At 69.6% G+C, this 16447-nt stretch carries 6 protein-coding genes and 1 pseudogene; 4 read left to right on the top strand and 3 right to left on the bottom strand.

Features of this window, described 5'->3' with window-relative positions:
- Window positions 1–2100 (bottom strand): N-6 DNA methylase, encoded by a 2100-nt coding sequence (locus DSY14_RS17455; RefSeq protein WP_211717646.1) that lies wholly within the window; start codon window positions 2098–2100, stop codon window positions 1–3.
- Window positions 2101–2234: 134 nt separating this feature from the next.
- Here DSY14_RS17455 and DSY14_RS17450 point away from each other — a divergent pair, with 134 nt between their 5' ends.
- Together DSY14_RS17450 and DSY14_RS17445 are read left to right on the top strand one after the other, a co-directional pair.
- Complete coding sequence (locus DSY14_RS17450; protein WP_211717645.1) at window positions 2235–5675, top strand: hypothetical protein; 3441 nt, start codon at window positions 2235–2237, stop codon at window positions 5673–5675.
- Between the two features lie 81 nt (window positions 5676–5756).
- On the top strand, window positions 5757–10442 hold the full coding sequence (locus tag DSY14_RS17445) for a DEAD/DEAH box helicase (RefSeq protein ID WP_211717644.1): 4686 nt from the start codon (window positions 5757–5759) through the stop codon (window positions 10440–10442).
- Between the two features lie 151 nt (window positions 10443–10593).
- Here DSY14_RS17445 and DSY14_RS17440 read toward each other — a convergent pair whose 3' ends face one another.
- The gene (locus tag DSY14_RS17440) at window positions 10594–12723 is read right to left on the bottom strand and encodes a hypothetical protein (protein ID WP_211717643.1); all 2130 of its coding nucleotides are present in this window, start codon (window positions 12721–12723) and stop codon (window positions 10594–10596) included.
- Between the two features lie 1255 nt (window positions 12724–13978).
- On the opposite strand from DSY14_RS17440, the gene DSY14_RS28815 reads away from it, so the two are divergent.
- Together DSY14_RS28815 and DSY14_RS17435 are read left to right on the top strand one after the other, a co-directional pair.
- A complete protein-coding gene (locus DSY14_RS28815) occupies window positions 13979–14260 on the top strand; it encodes a hypothetical protein (protein WP_249188050.1) in 282 nt (93 codons plus the stop codon).
- Entirely contained in the window at window positions 14248–15306 is a 1059-nt protein-coding gene (locus DSY14_RS17435; RefSeq protein ID WP_249188049.1) for a GntP family permease, read from the top strand. The genes DSY14_RS28815 and DSY14_RS17435 overlap by 13 nt, the downstream gene beginning before the upstream one ends.
- A gap of 514 nt (window positions 15307–15820) precedes the next feature.
- Here DSY14_RS17435 and DSY14_RS17430 read toward each other — a convergent pair.
- Window positions 15821–16447: pseudogene (locus tag DSY14_RS17430) on the bottom strand (hypothetical protein); the annotation flags it as partial.

Genomic DNA, 16447 nt, shown 5'->3' with positions numbered 1-16447 from the left:
TCAGACGTCAGTGTCCGTATTCGGGGCTTGCGGGTCCTCCGGCCCTCCGGACTCCGCCGACTCAGTCGGAGGCGGTGGCGCCAACAGGCCGGAACGGAGCCCACCGGACAGGCGCCGGCCCAGGTCGTATGCGGTCGCGCGTGCGCGATCGAGTCCGGTACGGAACTCGTGGAGCTCACGGAACGCGGAGCCGTAGCGCCGCTGCTCGGCCAGGGACAGCAGCGGAACACGCAGCCGCCGAAGGTCCACACGGATGACGGTCGAACCCTGGCCGGCCCGGCGCAGGTTGTCCTCGTCCTCCAGGAAACCGGCCAGGAACCACGGATCGATGTGCGCGGGGTCTGGCCGGAGCAGGTGCAGGTTCAGCCCGAGGTGGGCACCGGCATCGGCCGCTGTGGTGACCCGTGCCCGGGACGACTCCCTTCTGGCAAGAACGGAAGGGACGATGACGTCACCCGCGTGCAACCCCACCCGGCCCTGCGTCTCCTCCGAGTCGGTGGGCGCGGTCAGGCACCCACTCGGTTCCCGACCACTGAGGACGTCGGCGAGGGTGAGCACCCGGGGGCCGTCCCCCGTTCCTTCCTCCGCCGCCGGTGACAGGCCCGAAGCCATGGAGGGCGCGCGGTACAGGATCAGGGCTCCCGAGCGGGCGAGGTCGGCGACGGCCGCCATCCGCCACTCCCCCGTATCCCGGGAGGTCCATCTCTCTCCCGGCACGCCGGAGCTGACGCGCTCCAACGTGCGCAGGAGTCTTCGGCGGGTCTTGCCCACCCACCTGTGCGTCTCCTCAGCGGTCGCCTCGGACGCGGCCACGGGCAGGTGGCGCTGCGGGGTCAGGTCGACGGTGTCGTCCAGCAACTCGACCACGGACGCGACCCGGTGGGATCCGGGCACATCCGCCGCCTTCTCCGATGTGTCGAGGAACGCGCTCCAGGCACCGCCCACGACGCGGTGGAGTTCCTCCCAGTCGATTGCTCGACGCTGTTCCTCGCCCTCCAGCTCGCCTCCGGCGTCGACGAAGAGCACGTGCGGTTCCGTCACGGCATTCGTCTCGGGCTGGCGCAACACCCACAGATGCAGCCCTACGTGCAGGGGGGCGGCCGCACCCGCGGGCAGGCCGATGACGGCCGACAGCGCGCCCCGGCGCAGCAGTTCCCTACGGATGCGACGGCCCGAGGGCCGGGAGGCGGCGGCCGGAGGCATGAGCACGACGACCCGACCGCCGGGCCGGGTGTGGGCCAGGCAGTGCTGGATCCACGCCAGTTCGGACTCGGACCGGGGCGGCACCCCATAGGCCCAGCGCTCGTCGTAGGCGAGTTCGTCGGCCCCCCAGCCGCGCTGGTTGAAGGGCAGGTTGCACAGCACCGTGTCGAAGAGGCGACCGGAGAAGGCATCAGCGGTGAGGGAGTCGCCCCCGGAGACCCGGCCGGGGGCACCGCTGGGCACCAGGCCCACCCGTGCCTGCGCCAGACGCGCCGTGGCCTCCTCGACCTCCTGTCCGTACAGGCCCACCGCGCCGTCCTCCGACGCTGTCCTGAGCAGGGTGCCCGTGCCGCATGCGGGGTCGAGCACCTCGGCGCCCCGGACACCGGCCAGATCCGCCATCAGGCGGGCCAGAGGATCCGGCGTGATGTGGGCCTTGCCGCCCAGGGAGGCGAGGTAGGCGTCGTGGACGCGGTCGGACAGTGCGCGGGACCGCTCCGGGGTCCGGGCCGCCTCGCGTACCTCGCCGATCAGGTCGGCTCCGCCGGGATGCCCGGTCACTCGTGCCGTCACCCCGTCCTCGGCCGCGGCGCCGCCACGGGACAGGCACAGCAGCAGCTCCTGGATGTCTGCGACGACCTCTCCCAGGTCGTCGTCCTCGGCAGCCACCGTCCGCACCCGTTCCCAGACGCGTTCGTGGGGTTCGCGCTCGGGCATGCGGTCGCTGCGCGCAAGCCACTGTTCGACCTGGACCAGGTCGAACAGCGACCTGTTCCCGCTGCCTCCGACGGGGTGGGGAAAGTCCCCGTGGCGCCGGCGCCAGTTGCTGACCGTGGTCCGGCTCACCTGCGCGATGCGCGCGATGTCGGCCGCCGTGACGGTCGTGCTCTCCGCCATCGAAGCCCTCCCTTTCCTCGGTCGAGAACAGTACACCACAGCTTTTACATGGTTGACAATGTTTTCACTCGGTCTCTATGTTGATGGTGTCGGCGTTACCGCTCCGTCCCATCGACGCACCCCTGGAGTCGGCCATGTCCATGCCCCTTCCGCTGCCCTTCGAGCAGGGGACCCCCCGGACCACCCCCCAGAAGGTCACTCCGCGCCAGCTGCTCGGCGTCCGCGAGGCCGAATGGCGCCCGCACCTTGAGTCGGTCTCCCTCGTCTCCGAAGCCCCCTTCAACCAGAGACAGCTCGACCAGGCCGCACAGGCGCTGGGCGCGGTCTTCACCGAGGAGATCGGCGTGTACGGGCGCTCCGATCTGCACCGCTGGCCCGCCTGCACGGCGGCGGTCACCGTGGGAGTGGCCACCAGCCGCTACGCCAGCGGCACTTTCTGGCCCGCCCTGTGGGAGACCACCCGGGTACCCGCCCCGCGCCAGAGGACCGACATCTGGGGCACCCGCTTCCTGCGGTCCCTGGAGATCCTGGGCGTGGACCCCTTCCCCGGCATGACCTTCCCCTACGTGGACCCGATCCTCATGCACTCGGGGATCCCCACCTACTGCCTGGGTGACCTCTTCGACCTGCTACTGCACCGGATCGCGGTGGAGCCGGGTCTGGACGCGCACGGATTCCACCTGTGGGCGGTCTCCGGCCGTCACCGGCTCAAGGACCTGGACATGCCCGCCGGCAGGTTCATCTCCTCGGGCGGCGACTACGCGCTGGAGACCGTCGAACGGTGCATGCACCTGCTGGAACTGCTGCGGGAGGACCCCGACGCGGCTCCCAGCGAGGTGGGACTGCCCCGCCGCTTTCACGCGCCCGCGGTCTCCGCCCTGGAGCGCGCGGCCAAGAGGGGAGCACTCCCCCGACACCTGCTCTCCCATTCCTCCCGGCCCCGCTCGACCCGCCCCAGACTGCGTCTCGACCCCTTCGTGCATGGAGTGCACGTCGTCCTGCCGGTGCTCGAGGACAGCGCCAACCTCGACGTGTTCTGGGAGATCACGACCGACGACGACACCCACACCGTCCCGGGAGGACACCGCTGGGGCAGTGGGGCGGCCGAACAGACGGTGTTCGCCGTGCCACGACCCGTCCGCACCGTGAGCGTGACCCCCAGGGGGTTGGGCGTCCGGGAACAGCTCACGCTCGTCGACCCGGACGATCCGCTGCTGATCTTCGACGACTCCGGAGTCCTGGTGGGCTCCGACACCGCGCTGCCTCCGGGGCCGGTGTGGGTGCTGCACCCCTCCGCCACCGCCTTGGAACTGTCGGAAGAGGTCGAGGAACTGGGCAGCTTCGACGTCCCCTACGGGTGGGAGGGGTGGTCCCTGCTGCGCTTGGGTCTGGCGCGCGACGCGCGCGTCGGCCTGGTCGGGTGTCCCGAGCACCGGGTACGCGGCAGGGAACGGCCGCGCCTGGAGATGTCGGATGCGATTCCAGGGGTGACCACCCAGCACGGTGCCCCGGTTCATGCCGAGCGACCCACCGTCGTGCTCCCCGCCCCGGAAGGCGCGCCGGTGCCCTGGCACGTGGAGGTCCGCTCCGCCGAGGAGGGCCGGTTGCTCTGGCGTGACCGGGCCGACTCCGGGGAGCACGTGCGCCTCTTCCAGGGCGAGGAACCGGTGGTCGGTTCCTTCACGGTGAGCGTGCGGGGACCGCTGGGGCGCGGCATCAGCCGCCAGATCACGGTCGCCGAGGGCTTCGGAGCGCACCACGAGCCGAACTCCCGCCTCATCGAGGCCGCGGGGCTGGCCCCCGCACGGTCACGGCTGTCCTCTCCCGACGGCGCTGAGGCCGAACCGGCCCTACTGGCTTTTCCCGCAGACACCCCTGCCCTGCCGGCCACACTGCGTTCGGGGACCTCGGTACTTCCGGTGACCGTGAGTCCGCCGCACATGAGCCTGCTGCTGACCCGCGAACACGCACCGCGCAGGCGTACCAGGCCAGTCCGGCTGGACTGCGAGACGGTCGCGGACTACGGCGACCTGGTCGTACGCCTGCCCGAGGGCGGGCAGGGCAGCCCGGGACCTCTGCACGTCCTGCACGGCGACGACGTCGTCCAACAGATCGAGGCCGGTGCCTCCCTGGGCTCGCGCACCCACCGCTACCCGCTGGGACAGATGGTGGACACCGCCGCCACGAAGCGCCATCTGCGCCTGGTCCTGGCCTACGGCCGTGACCTGGTGCCCGTGGCCGTCGTCCGGCCCCGACGCCTCGCGGTGGGAGCCTCGGTGCACGACCGCGTCGTCCACCTCGACGGTTTCCCGGGTATCGACGACGTCAGCGCGGCCGTGTACGAGTGCGGCGCTCCGTGGCGTGCACCCGTGGTCGCACCCGTGAACGCGGACGGGAGCATCGTCCTCCCGGAGCGGGCAGCCGGACCGGTGCGCATCCTGCTCGCGGTGGACGACCCCTGGTCGGTCGGTGACTGGCCCCGCTGGCCCGACCCGGACGACCCCAACGCGGTCGGTTGCGGCCTGCCGGGGCGTCCCGAGGGCGCCGACGCCGGGGAGGAATCCCTGTGCGCGGCCTTCAGCGACGGCTCCGGCCTGGCCGAACTGCCCCTGACCCATGACAACGCCGTGCGCCTGTGGCGGGTCCTGGGCGGTCGCCGTGTGCTGTTGCGCTCAGGTGTGCCCGTACACCTCCTCGAAGCCTGCGCCACCGCGCTCAGCCGCTCCCCGGTGGCGGCGCTGTTGGCGCACGGAGCGGCCGAGCCGGCTCCCGATGAGAGCGTGCGCTCGCTGGTCAGCGGTGGGATCGCCACGGTGGCGGCGGGCGGTCGTGTCCCCGCCACCCAAGCGGCGGAGCTGTGGCACCGGCTGCCTTCCGCCGCGGCACTGGCCACCAGCGACCTGCTACCGCTCATCGACCCCGACTCTCCCTCCCCCGAACACACCGAACTCCTGGAGCAGCTGGAGCAGCGGTGCGGACCGATCGCGGCCGCTCTGCTACGGGGGGAGGCCGACCCGGCACGCCGATCCGGACTGTTCGACGCCGCCACCGAACAGTTGGCCCTGATGCCGGAGGAGCAGATCACCGCGATCTGGCGGGAGGCGAGGGTCGTACCGCGGGCTCTGCTCGACGAGGACTCGCGCACGCAGGCGGCACTGGGGCTGTTCCGTGCCCGCAACCAGGCTGAGCTGCACCGAGTGCGCCGTGAGGCAGCTGACATCTCCCAGAGCGTCCTGTCCACAGCCGGGAAGCTCTCATCGGCCTACCGGCGCCCGGTCATCGAACTGCTGGAGCCGCGGCACACCGTCGGCGCCTCGCGCTGGCGCAATCTGCCCGCCGCTTCCCTGGCCATGGCCCTCACCGCGCGACTGGCCGCCCGTTCCGTGCCGGCCTTCGTCTCCCTCTCCCGCGCGCACCAGCCACTGTGGGGCGACCTGGCCCGGAGTGCCCCCGACCTCGTGCGCATCGACATCGTTCTGGCCGAGCTGGCCCTCGCCGGGGCCGAACGCGCCCATCTCGCCCAGCGGAGAGCCCGCGGCCCCCGTCCCGGCGAAGGGCTCTTCCGCACCGCCTGACCGCGACCGGAGCGACCGTCACGGGACCGTCGCTCCGGTTCCCCATCCCTGTCCATCGCCTTCACCTGTGAGGACCCTCCGATGAACCCCCAGATCGACCCGATCGAGGTCAGTACTACGGTCAGCGGTGCCTACCGCCGCTACCTGCGCTCGCTGCTGCCCATCCGCGAACCGGCGCTGGCCGAGGCGCTGCACGAACAGATCGACCGCAGCCACCAGGTGAGCAAGGGGCCACTGCTGGAGGCCACACCCGCCTACGAGACGGGGCGCACCCCGCGGGAGCTCATCGCGGAGGGCGTCCTGGCACCCGGATTCGACTCCCCCTCGGGCCCCTCCGTGCGCCTGGACCGCCCGCTGTACAGCCATCAGGAGGAAGCGGTCCGCAAGGCGGGTGCCGGTCGCAACCTCGTGGTGGCCACCGGCACCGGATCGGGCAAGACCGAGAGCTTTCTCCTGCCGATCCTGAACGAGCTCCAGCGCCAGCACGAGCGCGGCGAACTGGGACCCGGCGTGCGGGCGATCCTGCTCTACCCCATGAACGCCCTGGCCAACGACCAGCTCAAAAGGCTTCGTGAGGAACTGCTGGCGCACAGCCCCCACATCACCTTCGGGCGCTACACCGGCGAGACCAAGCACAGCGAGCGCGAAGCACTGGAAGCCTTCCAGGAGCTGTACCCGGGACAGGACCCCCTGCCCAACGAACTGCTCAGCCGCGAACAGATGCGCCAGAGCCCGCCGCACCTGCTGCTGACCAACTACGCGATGTTGGAGTACCTGCTCCTGCGCCCGGCCGACCTGGACCTGTTCGAGGGCGAGCACGCCGGGCACTGGAAGTTCATCGCGGTGGACGAGGCGCACGTCTACGACGGGGCCAAGGCAGCCGAGCTGGCGATGCTGCTGCGGCGGCTGCGCGACCGCGTTGCCCCCGACCAGAACCTCCAGTGCATCGCGACCAGCGCGACGGTCGGTGACGACCCGGGGGCCGTCACCGAATTCGCCCGCCGACTCTTCCACGCACCCTTCGAGTGGAACGACGGGGACCCCGACCGCCAGGACCTGATCCGCTCCACCCCGCGCGACACGATGCCCGACACCACGTGGGGACCGCTGCCCGCGGTGGACTACCACGGCTTGGCAGGGGCCGAAGGCACCGAGGAAGCGCTGCGGAAGGCCGCGGCCCGCCACGGCGGGCACGCGCCCGACGCGTTCACACTGCTGGCCGGGGAGAAGCGCCTCAACCACCTGCGGGTCCTGCTGGCCCGGGGCGGCCCCCAGGCCTTGGACGACCTGGCGCGGGAACTGTTCGAGGCCGTGCCCGACACCGCCGGTCCCGGTCTGTCCGAGGACGATCGGGTGCGGGCGCTGGCCGACCTGGTGTCGCTCGCAAGCGCGGTGCGCGACTCCGGTGGCAGTCCACTGCTGTCCACTCGCTACCACCTGTTCACCCGAGCCACGGACGGAGCCTTCACCTGCCTGTCGGAAAGCGGGCCACACGTGTCCCTGGCCCGGCACGAGGCGTGCGCGGACTGCCGGGCGCCCTCCTTCGAGTTCGGTGCGTGCAAGCGCTGCGGAGACCTGTACCTGGTGGGCACGGTCACGGCGGAGGGAACGGGCGAACGCCTGGTGCCGTCCTCCACACGACAGAAGAGCCCGGAATGGCTGCACTTGGGCACGACACCCATCGCCCTGGACGACGATGACGACACCCTGGAGGTGGGCACCAAGGTCAATCCGCAGGAGCTCTACCTGTGCACGGGATGCGGAACGCTGGCACCCTCGCCCGCCGCGCCGTGCGCGGTGACCTGCCGGCAGCGCTCCCTGCGTCAGGTGAGGCGCATCCGCACACGGGGTGACCGGGCCGGACGCTGCCTCAACTGCGGGGCACTCGGCGACAGCACACTGCGCAGGTTCGAGAGCGGCCACGACGCCTCCCCCGCCGTCGTGGCCACGGCCCTGTACCAAGCCCTGCCCGAAGCGCCCGACGCGCAGACCGCCGACCGGCCGGGCGGTGGCCGCAAGCTGCTGATGTTCAGCGACAGCCGCCAATCGGCCGCCTTCTTCGCCCCCTACCTGGAGGGCACATACCAGCTGTACCAGCGCCGGCGCCTCATCCTCGACGGCCTGGCCGCCATCCACGACCCCGAGGACGAGCTGCGCATCGACGACCTGGTGGACGCCACGGTGCGCACCGCCAAAAGCGCCGGACAGTTCGACCGGAGGGTCTCCAAGCGTCAGCGAACGTCCATCGTCGCACCCTGGGTCATGAGCGAGCTCGTCAGCACCGACGACCGCCAGTCCTTGGAAGGGCGCGGCCTCCTCCGGGTCGACCTGACCCGTCCGGACGGGGTCCGCCTCCCCCCGGCCTTCACCCGGGATCTGGGCCTGACCGAGGACGAGGTGTGGGACCTTTTCGGGGAGCTGGTGCGCACGCTGCGACAGCAGGGCGCGCTGACCATGCCCGAGGACGTGGCACCCGACGACGAGGTGTTCGCGCCCCGCCTCGGCCCGGTGTACGTACGTCTGGAAGGTGCCGACCGAAGGCGCAAGGTGATCAGCTGGCTTCCCACCTCCGGGCAGAACCGGCGGCTGAACTACCTCAGGAGGGTCCTGGAAGAGCTGGGTTCGTCGGCTCCCCCCGCGTTGGTGCTGGGGAAGGTGTGGGAACTGCTGCGCACGGCCCGCGAGGGCTGGCTCGCACCGTCGGAGGTCCTCGGTGCCGGAACGGTCCACCAGGTCGACCACCGCGCGCTGGAGGTGTCCCTGGTGGTCCCCGAGGCGGCCCCGTACCAATGCGACAGCTGCCGACGACTGCACCCGGTGTCGGTGCGCGGGATCTGCCCGACCATGAACTGCACGGGCACCCTGCTCCCCTACGAGACCCCTGATCCCGGCAAGGACACCGACCACTACCGGTACCTGTACCGCAACCTCAACCCGGTGGCGCTGTCGGCCCGCGAGCACACCGCGCAGTGGCGGAGCAAGGTGGCCGCGGGTATCCAGCAGGACTTCATCGATGGAAGGGTCAACGCCCTGTCCTGCTCGACCACCTTCGAACTGGGGGTGGACGTGGGTGAACTCCAGTCGGTGTTCATGCGCAACATGCCGCCGACCACGGCCAACTACGTGCAGCGGGCCGGACGCGCGGGACGGCGCAGCGACTCGTCGGCCCTGGTGGTCACCTACGCCCAGCGGCGCTCCCACGACCTCTTCCGTTACCAGGAACCGGAGAAGATGATCGCCGGAAAGGTCCGTGCGCCCTTCGTGCCGCTGGGCAATGTGCGCATCGACCGGCGCCACGCGCACTCGGTGGCGCTGGCTGCGTTCTTCCGGCACTGGGCCCGGGAGACCGGTGAGACCTGGAACCAGGTGGGCGGCTTCTTCCTGCCCGACCAGGACCGACCTGCCCCGGTGACGCGGGTGCTCGACTTCCTGTCCCCCGTCCCCGAGCCGGTGCACACGTCGCTGCGGCGCGTCCTGCCCGCGGACGTCGCGCGGGAGATCGACGTGGACGGCGGTGGCTGGGTGAAGAAGCTGTGCGGCCTCCTGGAGGACCTGCGTCTGGAAGTCGAACAGGACGTGGCCGATTTCGAGAAGCGCCGTGTGGAAGCGTTCGAGGCACGCAAGGACGGGCTGGCCGAGCGCTTCGGCAAGACCATCAACACGGTTGTGCGGCGCTCCCTTTTGGGTTTCCTGGCCACCCGCAACGTGCTGCCCAAGTACGGCTTCCCGGTGGACACCGTGGAGTTGCGGACCCACCACTCGGGAGAGGCCGTGGGAGGCCAGCTGGAACTGGCGCGCGACCGGCGCTCGGCCATCTACGAGTACGCGCCGGGCAGCTCCATCGTGGCCGGCGGCAAGCGGTGGACCTCGGGGGGCGTGTACCGGCTTCCCGGGAGGGGGCTGCATCCCTACCACTACCGCGTGTGCGAGGCCTGCGGGTTCTACGATCAGTCCAAGGACGCGTTGGAGCCGCTGTGCCGATCGTGCGGCAGCGCGGCCCGGGGGGTGCCGACCAAGTACATCGTTCCCGAGTTCGGCTTTGTCGCCGACGCGAAGGTGCAGTCGGCCGGGACCAAACCGCCCGAACAGACCTGGCACGGGGCCACCCACGTGCTGCGGCTGGCAGCCGATCCGGTCACCCATTCCTGGCCGCTGCCCGGCGGTGGCCAGGTGCACTGTCAGGCGGGAAGCCGCGGCGAACTGGTGGCCGTCTCCGACGGCCCGGCGGGGACGGGTTACCTGATCTGCGACTGGTGCGGATGGGGCACGGCACGCGTGAGTGCGGGCAAGAAGGTGCCGACCGAGCACACCAACCCGCTCAAGGGCACTACCTGCACCGGCCCGACCCGACACCTGTCACTGGCCCACAGGTACGAGACCGACATCGTGGAGATCTCCTTCGGCGGTCGGCTCGACATGGGCCGGGTCTCGTCCGAGACACGCCACTCGTTGCTCTACGCGCTTCTGGAGGGCGCCTCCTCGGCGCTGGACATCAGCCGCGACGACATCGACGGGGCGATGTTCCGGCGTGCGGCGGGGACCATGGCACTCGTGCTGTTCGACACGGTGCCCGGCGGCGCGGGCGGGGCAGAACGGATCGCCTCCCGCTTCTCCGAGGTTCTGGTCGCCGCGCGTGAGCGTGTGGGCGAGTGCGACTGCGGCGCGGAGACCTCCTGCTACGGGTGCCTGCGCAACTACCGCAACCAGCACTCTCACGAAAGCCTGCGCCGGGACGCGGCGATCGGCGCCTTGGACAGCCTACTCTGAGGGGGTGATGGGGCGCCCGCCCTGACCGGCGGCGGGCGCCCAATGAGGGCCGGCCCGGCAGAGGCACCCGGCGGAAGCCGGACCAAAAACCGGGAGGAACGACCGTTCCCAGATCAGCCGGCCGACTCTTCCCACCACCCGCGTCCAAACGTCACTTCCGCGAGTACAGTCCGTTATCCGACAAGGGTGAGACCGTCCGCGCAACATCTGGCCGTGCGGACGTCTCATGGGGATCGGTCTCCGCCCCGTCGAGAGAGTCGGCTGTGTACAGACGGGCCAGCAGACGGTGCACCACCGCGTGGGTGTCGTCCACACCGTTGCGCTCACACCAGCGCAGGATCAACCCTCCAGCGGTGAAGGCGCGTGCTCCGGTCCTCGCATCTCCTCCCTTCGGCGGGGCGGCCGCTCCGACCAGGGTGTTGACCACCGCATCGGCTCTGGAGTCATCGCTGAGCGCAACGCGGATCCAGGCCCCGAGGGTATTCACCACCGCTTCCCTGTCCTTAGCGCGCTGCCCGACACGCTCTTCCTCCAGATCAGCAGCGCACAGGTCGAAGACCGCACGCCACATGTGAACAGCGTGGCCGACAGCGGAGCCGATCAGATGGGATGCTCCGGATCCGGGGTTCTCCGTGCGTTCGGGCACACCTGCTTCGAGCCTGCCCAGCGTTCGGACAAGAAAGCGCAACGCGATCCACCGGCGCCTGGCGGACACCCCCTCATGACACCACTCGTTGACGATCACGTGAACGACCTCGGCCCACAACTCCTCGTTCGGCTCATGTGTGACCATGCGGTCCAGAGCGATCGGCACGATCCTGCGAACCCTCTCCTCATCCGCCTCGGCCAACCACTTCAACCGGACCAGAGCGGACACCGGGTCAGTGCGCCCGTACCCGACGCACACCTCTGCGACGGTCTGCGAACGGTGGTCGCCGGCAGACTTCCTCGCGATCTCCCGGATCCGTTTGCGCAGCGCCCGGCCGAGCACGGGCGACGAGGCCACCGCGACCGAGAACTCGACCGCCGCCCGTTCGGTCTCCGTATGCCCGGCCCAGCGGTCGAACAGCGTCATGGTGAGTGCGGAGTCTCCCCGCAACAGCGCCAGCCGGACCCAGGACCGGCAGACGGTCGCCAGGAAGTTTCCGGGGGCACCGGTCACAAGCTCACCAGACCAACCGATAAGCGCCTCTCGGATGCGTGGAAACTGCGCCCACACGTATTCGAGCACGGCGTCCGCGTACTCGGGCCGGGTGAAACGCACCGACTCACCCGCGACCCGCTCGGCGCCGACGACTTCGAATGTCGGGTCGGTCCCTATTCCCAGCAGACCACCGGCGTCGCCAGGGGGGATGTTGAGTTTTCGGGCGAGAGCGTCGGCCGCGGTGAGTACGGTGGACGCCTCATGTCCTTCCAGGAACGCCGTGCTGATCAGGACGATCCGGTGCCAGGCATCGCCTTCGCCTCTGTGATTCCCGAACCAATCGTCCAGTTCCTTGCGCCAGTCGCCGTAGGCGTCGAGCACCTGGTTGATCCAGTTGGCTACATCGATCTCCTGCTGCTGCAGGGGCAGGTAGGTCCGGTAGGCGATGCGCGCCAACCGGGCGGCGTCGGCGGGGGCCGCCTTGCTCATACGCTCCCGCACGGCTTCGTGGCGCGTAACGGTTGTGCCAAGCCCTTCACCCATGAGGCGTTCAAGGTGTCGGGAGAGCACGTCGATGCCCGATGGGCGCTCGATCCACAGCAGCGGTGCCTGCGGGAGTTCCGTGGCGAAGCGCTCCGAACTAGCGATGACCAGGAGTGCCGCCTTTTGTGAGACCACCCTTTCCTTCAGGGAGAGGACTGCACGCACCAGGTTCTCGCCGGGGCTCGACACTCCTGACAGGTCGATAAGGTAGCCGCCCCCGGCGACGGGGAACAGCCGGTCCAACCGCAGATGAGGTTTCTCATCGAGAACAGGTGAGTGAACCCTCAGCCCGCAGAAGTCGTGCAGGGCGATCGCCGCGCTCTCCCGGCCACTTCCCGGTTCCCCCAGCAAAAGCCCCCAGCGTTTTTCCCGGAACACCTCGCGAAACGACTCGTAGGCGGGTGGGTCGGCCGGTTGGAAGGTCGCCACCAGATAGCTCTGATACTCGGCGAGCACCTCCTCCGTCTCGGTCTGTCTCAGGTCACCCATGTGAATGGACACGTGGCCGTGCATGTGACCGATCTGGAGAAGACTGAGGATGTGCCCCTGATTGTGGACAGTGTTGCTGACCTCAGCGCCGAACTGCTCCGACATCACCCTCCAGGCATCGCAGGAACACGGAGACGCCATCGGCGCCTGCTCCACCCAACCTGAACAAGCACGGGTACGGGAATGCGTTTCCTCGTCCTTGACCACTTTCGGCCACGGGCCGAGGTGACGCCCGGAGTACGGGCCGAGGTGACGCCCGGAGTACGGGCCCTCGAACGTAGCGAACAAGGTACAGCCGGCGAGAAACACGACCCCCACCCCGGCACTCATGTTCCGGCTGCGAAGGGCTCACAGCCATCGGAAGTAGACACCGCAGTCGGAGCACGGTTTTGGCAGCAAGGCCCTGGGGCCGACGATCCGAGAAACACAGGATCACCTCGCAAGGTCTCCCGCCGTGCGCGGCTGACGACTCACAGAGAGGATCAAGATCGCCCAACGCACGGTGCATGTCCTGCTTATCCGACGCCTCGCCGGCCGGGATGCGACGGGTCGGTGATGGTCGATTCACTGCCCTGGTCGGTGGCGCGCCCACGGCCGCTCTTGGCCTCGCCTAGCAAGAGAGCAGTGGAGTGACGGCGAACAGGTCGCGCTCGCAGGCGTGCCAGAGCACCGACCGCCCCTGGGCGGAACTCCGAGGGCTCGGTCCCAAAGATTCGCAATCCGGCCGCTCCCACTCGGGCTTCGCACCTGTCCAGCATGCGGCTCGGCCGTGGCAGGTCGGTTCTCCCACGTTGGTCGGCCGACATCGGTCCGTTTTGACCGTCCGGCAAAGTCCTTCCACACATCGTTACGCAACCCGTGGCAGCACCGTTGTCGAAGAGACCCCGCCGTCCCGATCTCCACTCGTGAGGCAGGAGTGGAACAGCGCTGTTCCACGAACAGAAGCCGGAAGAGGCATTGCCGCGCCATCCAGATGAGCTCCTCCGAATGCATGGTGGCGCACACCCACCGGCGGGGTCGCGTAGGAGGCCAGGGCACCCGGCCGTCCTGGCCGGTGAACACCAATCACTCGCGTCTCGTGATCCCCTCCCTCATCAGGGGCCCCTTATCGCAACAGACGCCACTGTTTCAACCCCCAGGCACCCCACAGCTTCACGGCCGTTTAACAGCCCCTTAACCATTACCTGCGCCATCGCTGCGCTGCGAGGATGATCGACGTCCTCGACCGCCCAGTGGGCGGCGACGATCATCCTGACGCAGCACACTCCCCTGCTGCTGAATGACCGCACCGGCTTTCGGAGACGACAGCGTCCGCCGGTGAAAGGTTCGGCACGCGTTGCCCCGCCCCCCAAGGAGTCCCATGGCATTGGCATTGGGCATCATCGGCATCGTCACGTCGTTGATCCTGCTCATCACCCTCGCCTACCGCGGTGTCCCCGTGATCCTCGCCGCGCCCCTGGCCTCAGTGGTCGCGGTGGTGTTCTCCGGGGCGCCGATCCTGGCCTCGTACACCGAGATCTTCATGCCGGCCATGGCCGGTTTCATCGGTAGCTGGTTCCCCGTGTTCCTGTTCGGTGCGATCTTCGGCGTCCTGATGACGGTCACCGGCTACGCGGCAGCCTCTTCGTCGTGGCCTTCGTGATGTACCCCCTGGCACGCGAGCTCTTCCGGGTCGCCGACATCCCCCGCCGCCTCATTCCCGCGACCATCGCGCTGGGCATCTTCACGTTCACGATGACCGCGCTGCCGGGCAGCCCGCAGGTGCAGAACATCATCCCCGGGCAGTTCTTCGGTACCGGCTCGTTCGCCGGGCCCGGCATCGGTCTGCTGGGCGGTGCCCTCATCTTCGGTTTCGGCCTGCTGTGGCTCGAATACCGGCGCACCGTGCTGATCCGCAAGGGTGAGACCTTCGACAGTCCCGAGAGCGCGCGTGTGATCGGCGGGTCCTCGGATGACGGCGCCGGCAACCAGGTCACCACGCTCGAACCGGCGAACCGTCTCATTCCCTTCCTGCCGCTGCTCACGGTCTTCGCCGTGAACTTCGCCTGCACCCTGCTCATCTTTCCGGCGCTCGACTGGTCCTACCTGGAGGACGAGAAGTTCGGCGGAGTCGGCTTCGACGAGCGCGCCGGGCTGTGGGCCGTGCTGCTGGGGATCATCGCGGGCGTCCTGCTGCTGCTCGCCCTCAACGCACGTAACTTCGCCACGTTGTGGACCGGCTGCGTCGACGGCGCCAAGCGGTCCATGCTGCCGATCTTCAGCACCGCCTCCGAGGTGGGTTACGGCGCGGTCGTCGCCTCGGTCGCCGCTTTCGCCGTCGTCCGCGACTCGGTTTTCGGGCTCGGCGTCGGCGCTCTGTGGACCTCGGTCTTCTCCGTGTCCATCACCGCCGGTCTCACCGGCTCCTCCTCGGGCGGTATGACGATCGCGCTCAACGCCCTCGGTGACGACCTGCGGACCATGGCCGAGCAGGAGGGCATCAGCATGGAGGCGATGCACCGGCTGACGGCCATGGCGGCGGGCGGTCTCGACACCCTGCCGCACTCCGGCGCCGTGGTGACCCTGCTCATCGTCTGCGGGCTCACCCACCGACAGTCCTACAAGGACCTCGGTGTCGTGACCCTGGTGGTCCCGGTCATCGTGGTCGTCGCACTCGTGGGCCTGGTCTCCGTCGTCGGAGCGTTCTGAGTGGTGAGGAGTTGAGGAAGAGAACCCGATCAGGCACCGCCTCGATCGGGTTCTCCCTGTCGGGGCTACGCCTGTGTTCAGCCCGCGGCCGGGGAGCAGTGGCACATCGTGTACTCGCGCACGAGTCGCACCAGCAAGGTCTTCGGCCAGGGGTTCCTACGCCGCGAGTACGGGGTGGGCGAGACGTGGCCGCCGGTGTGGTCGTCGGTGCGGACGTTGGTGGATCGACGTCCTCGGCGGTGAGCTCGACTCTTGGGAGATCCCCCTGCCGTAACCGTCAAGGTGGTACCGGCGGGGTGGTGCGCCCGTGCAGAGGCCGCACCGGTGGGACATCTGTTCTGTGGCCCGCCCGCCGGGGAGGCTGGGCCGACCGGGCCGCGGGATCGACGAACACGACCGCCACCTCGACTCATGGCACCCCTGACCGGACCGCCCTGGCCACGGTGTTCGACGCCGGGACGGTGTTCCGGTACCGACTCTCGTGCGCCGGGTAGAGCGGGACGCCGGGGGTGGCCTAGAAGAGGCCGACCCCGGTCCGGGCTCCGGTCTCCAGGCCGACGACGAAGGCCACCAGGACCAGGAGGAAGAGGAGCAGGTAGCGGGGCGGTCGGCGGGAGCCTCGGCGCGCGTTCTCGGGGTCGGCGTCGATCCAGGACTGGTCCAAGCGAGCGATCTCCCTGCGCAGGTCCTGTACCTCGGAGTGGTAGTGGTCGCGTTCGCCGCGCACCCGGCCGAGTTCGTTGCGTTCGGCGCGGACGGCGGCGCGCACGTCGGCGATGTCGGTACGAGCCCCCTCGGGGCCGTGCCGTTCGTGCCAGCGTTCCAGGCGGGCCAACGGTAGATCGACGTAGTGGGTGGGCCAGTTGTCCTCGGCGTCGATGTAGGTGTCTTCGGTGTCCGGCTCGGTCTCGGCCGCGTAGTCCAGGGTGGTCTCGCGCTGTTCTCCCCCGGACTCCGCGCGCACCGCCAGGGGTGGTGCGTCGGCGGGGCTGCGTCCTTGCGGGCGGTCGCGGGGTTCCGGACGATCGGAGGTGTCCGGGTCGTTCCGGGGGGCGGGACGGTCGAGGGAGCCAGGGGCCTCCACGGGATCAGGGATCTCCACGGAGCCGGAAACCTCCACGGGAGCGGGGCGGTCCTCGGG

It is taken from the genome of Nocardiopsis sp. MG754419 (genome assembly GCF_018207095.1).
Classification (GTDB): domain Bacteria; phylum Actinomycetota; class Actinomycetes; order Streptosporangiales; family Streptosporangiaceae; genus Nocardiopsis.
The sequence above is the reverse complement of the archived record's forward strand: the minus strand, read 5'-3'. Positions and strand labels throughout refer to the sequence as shown.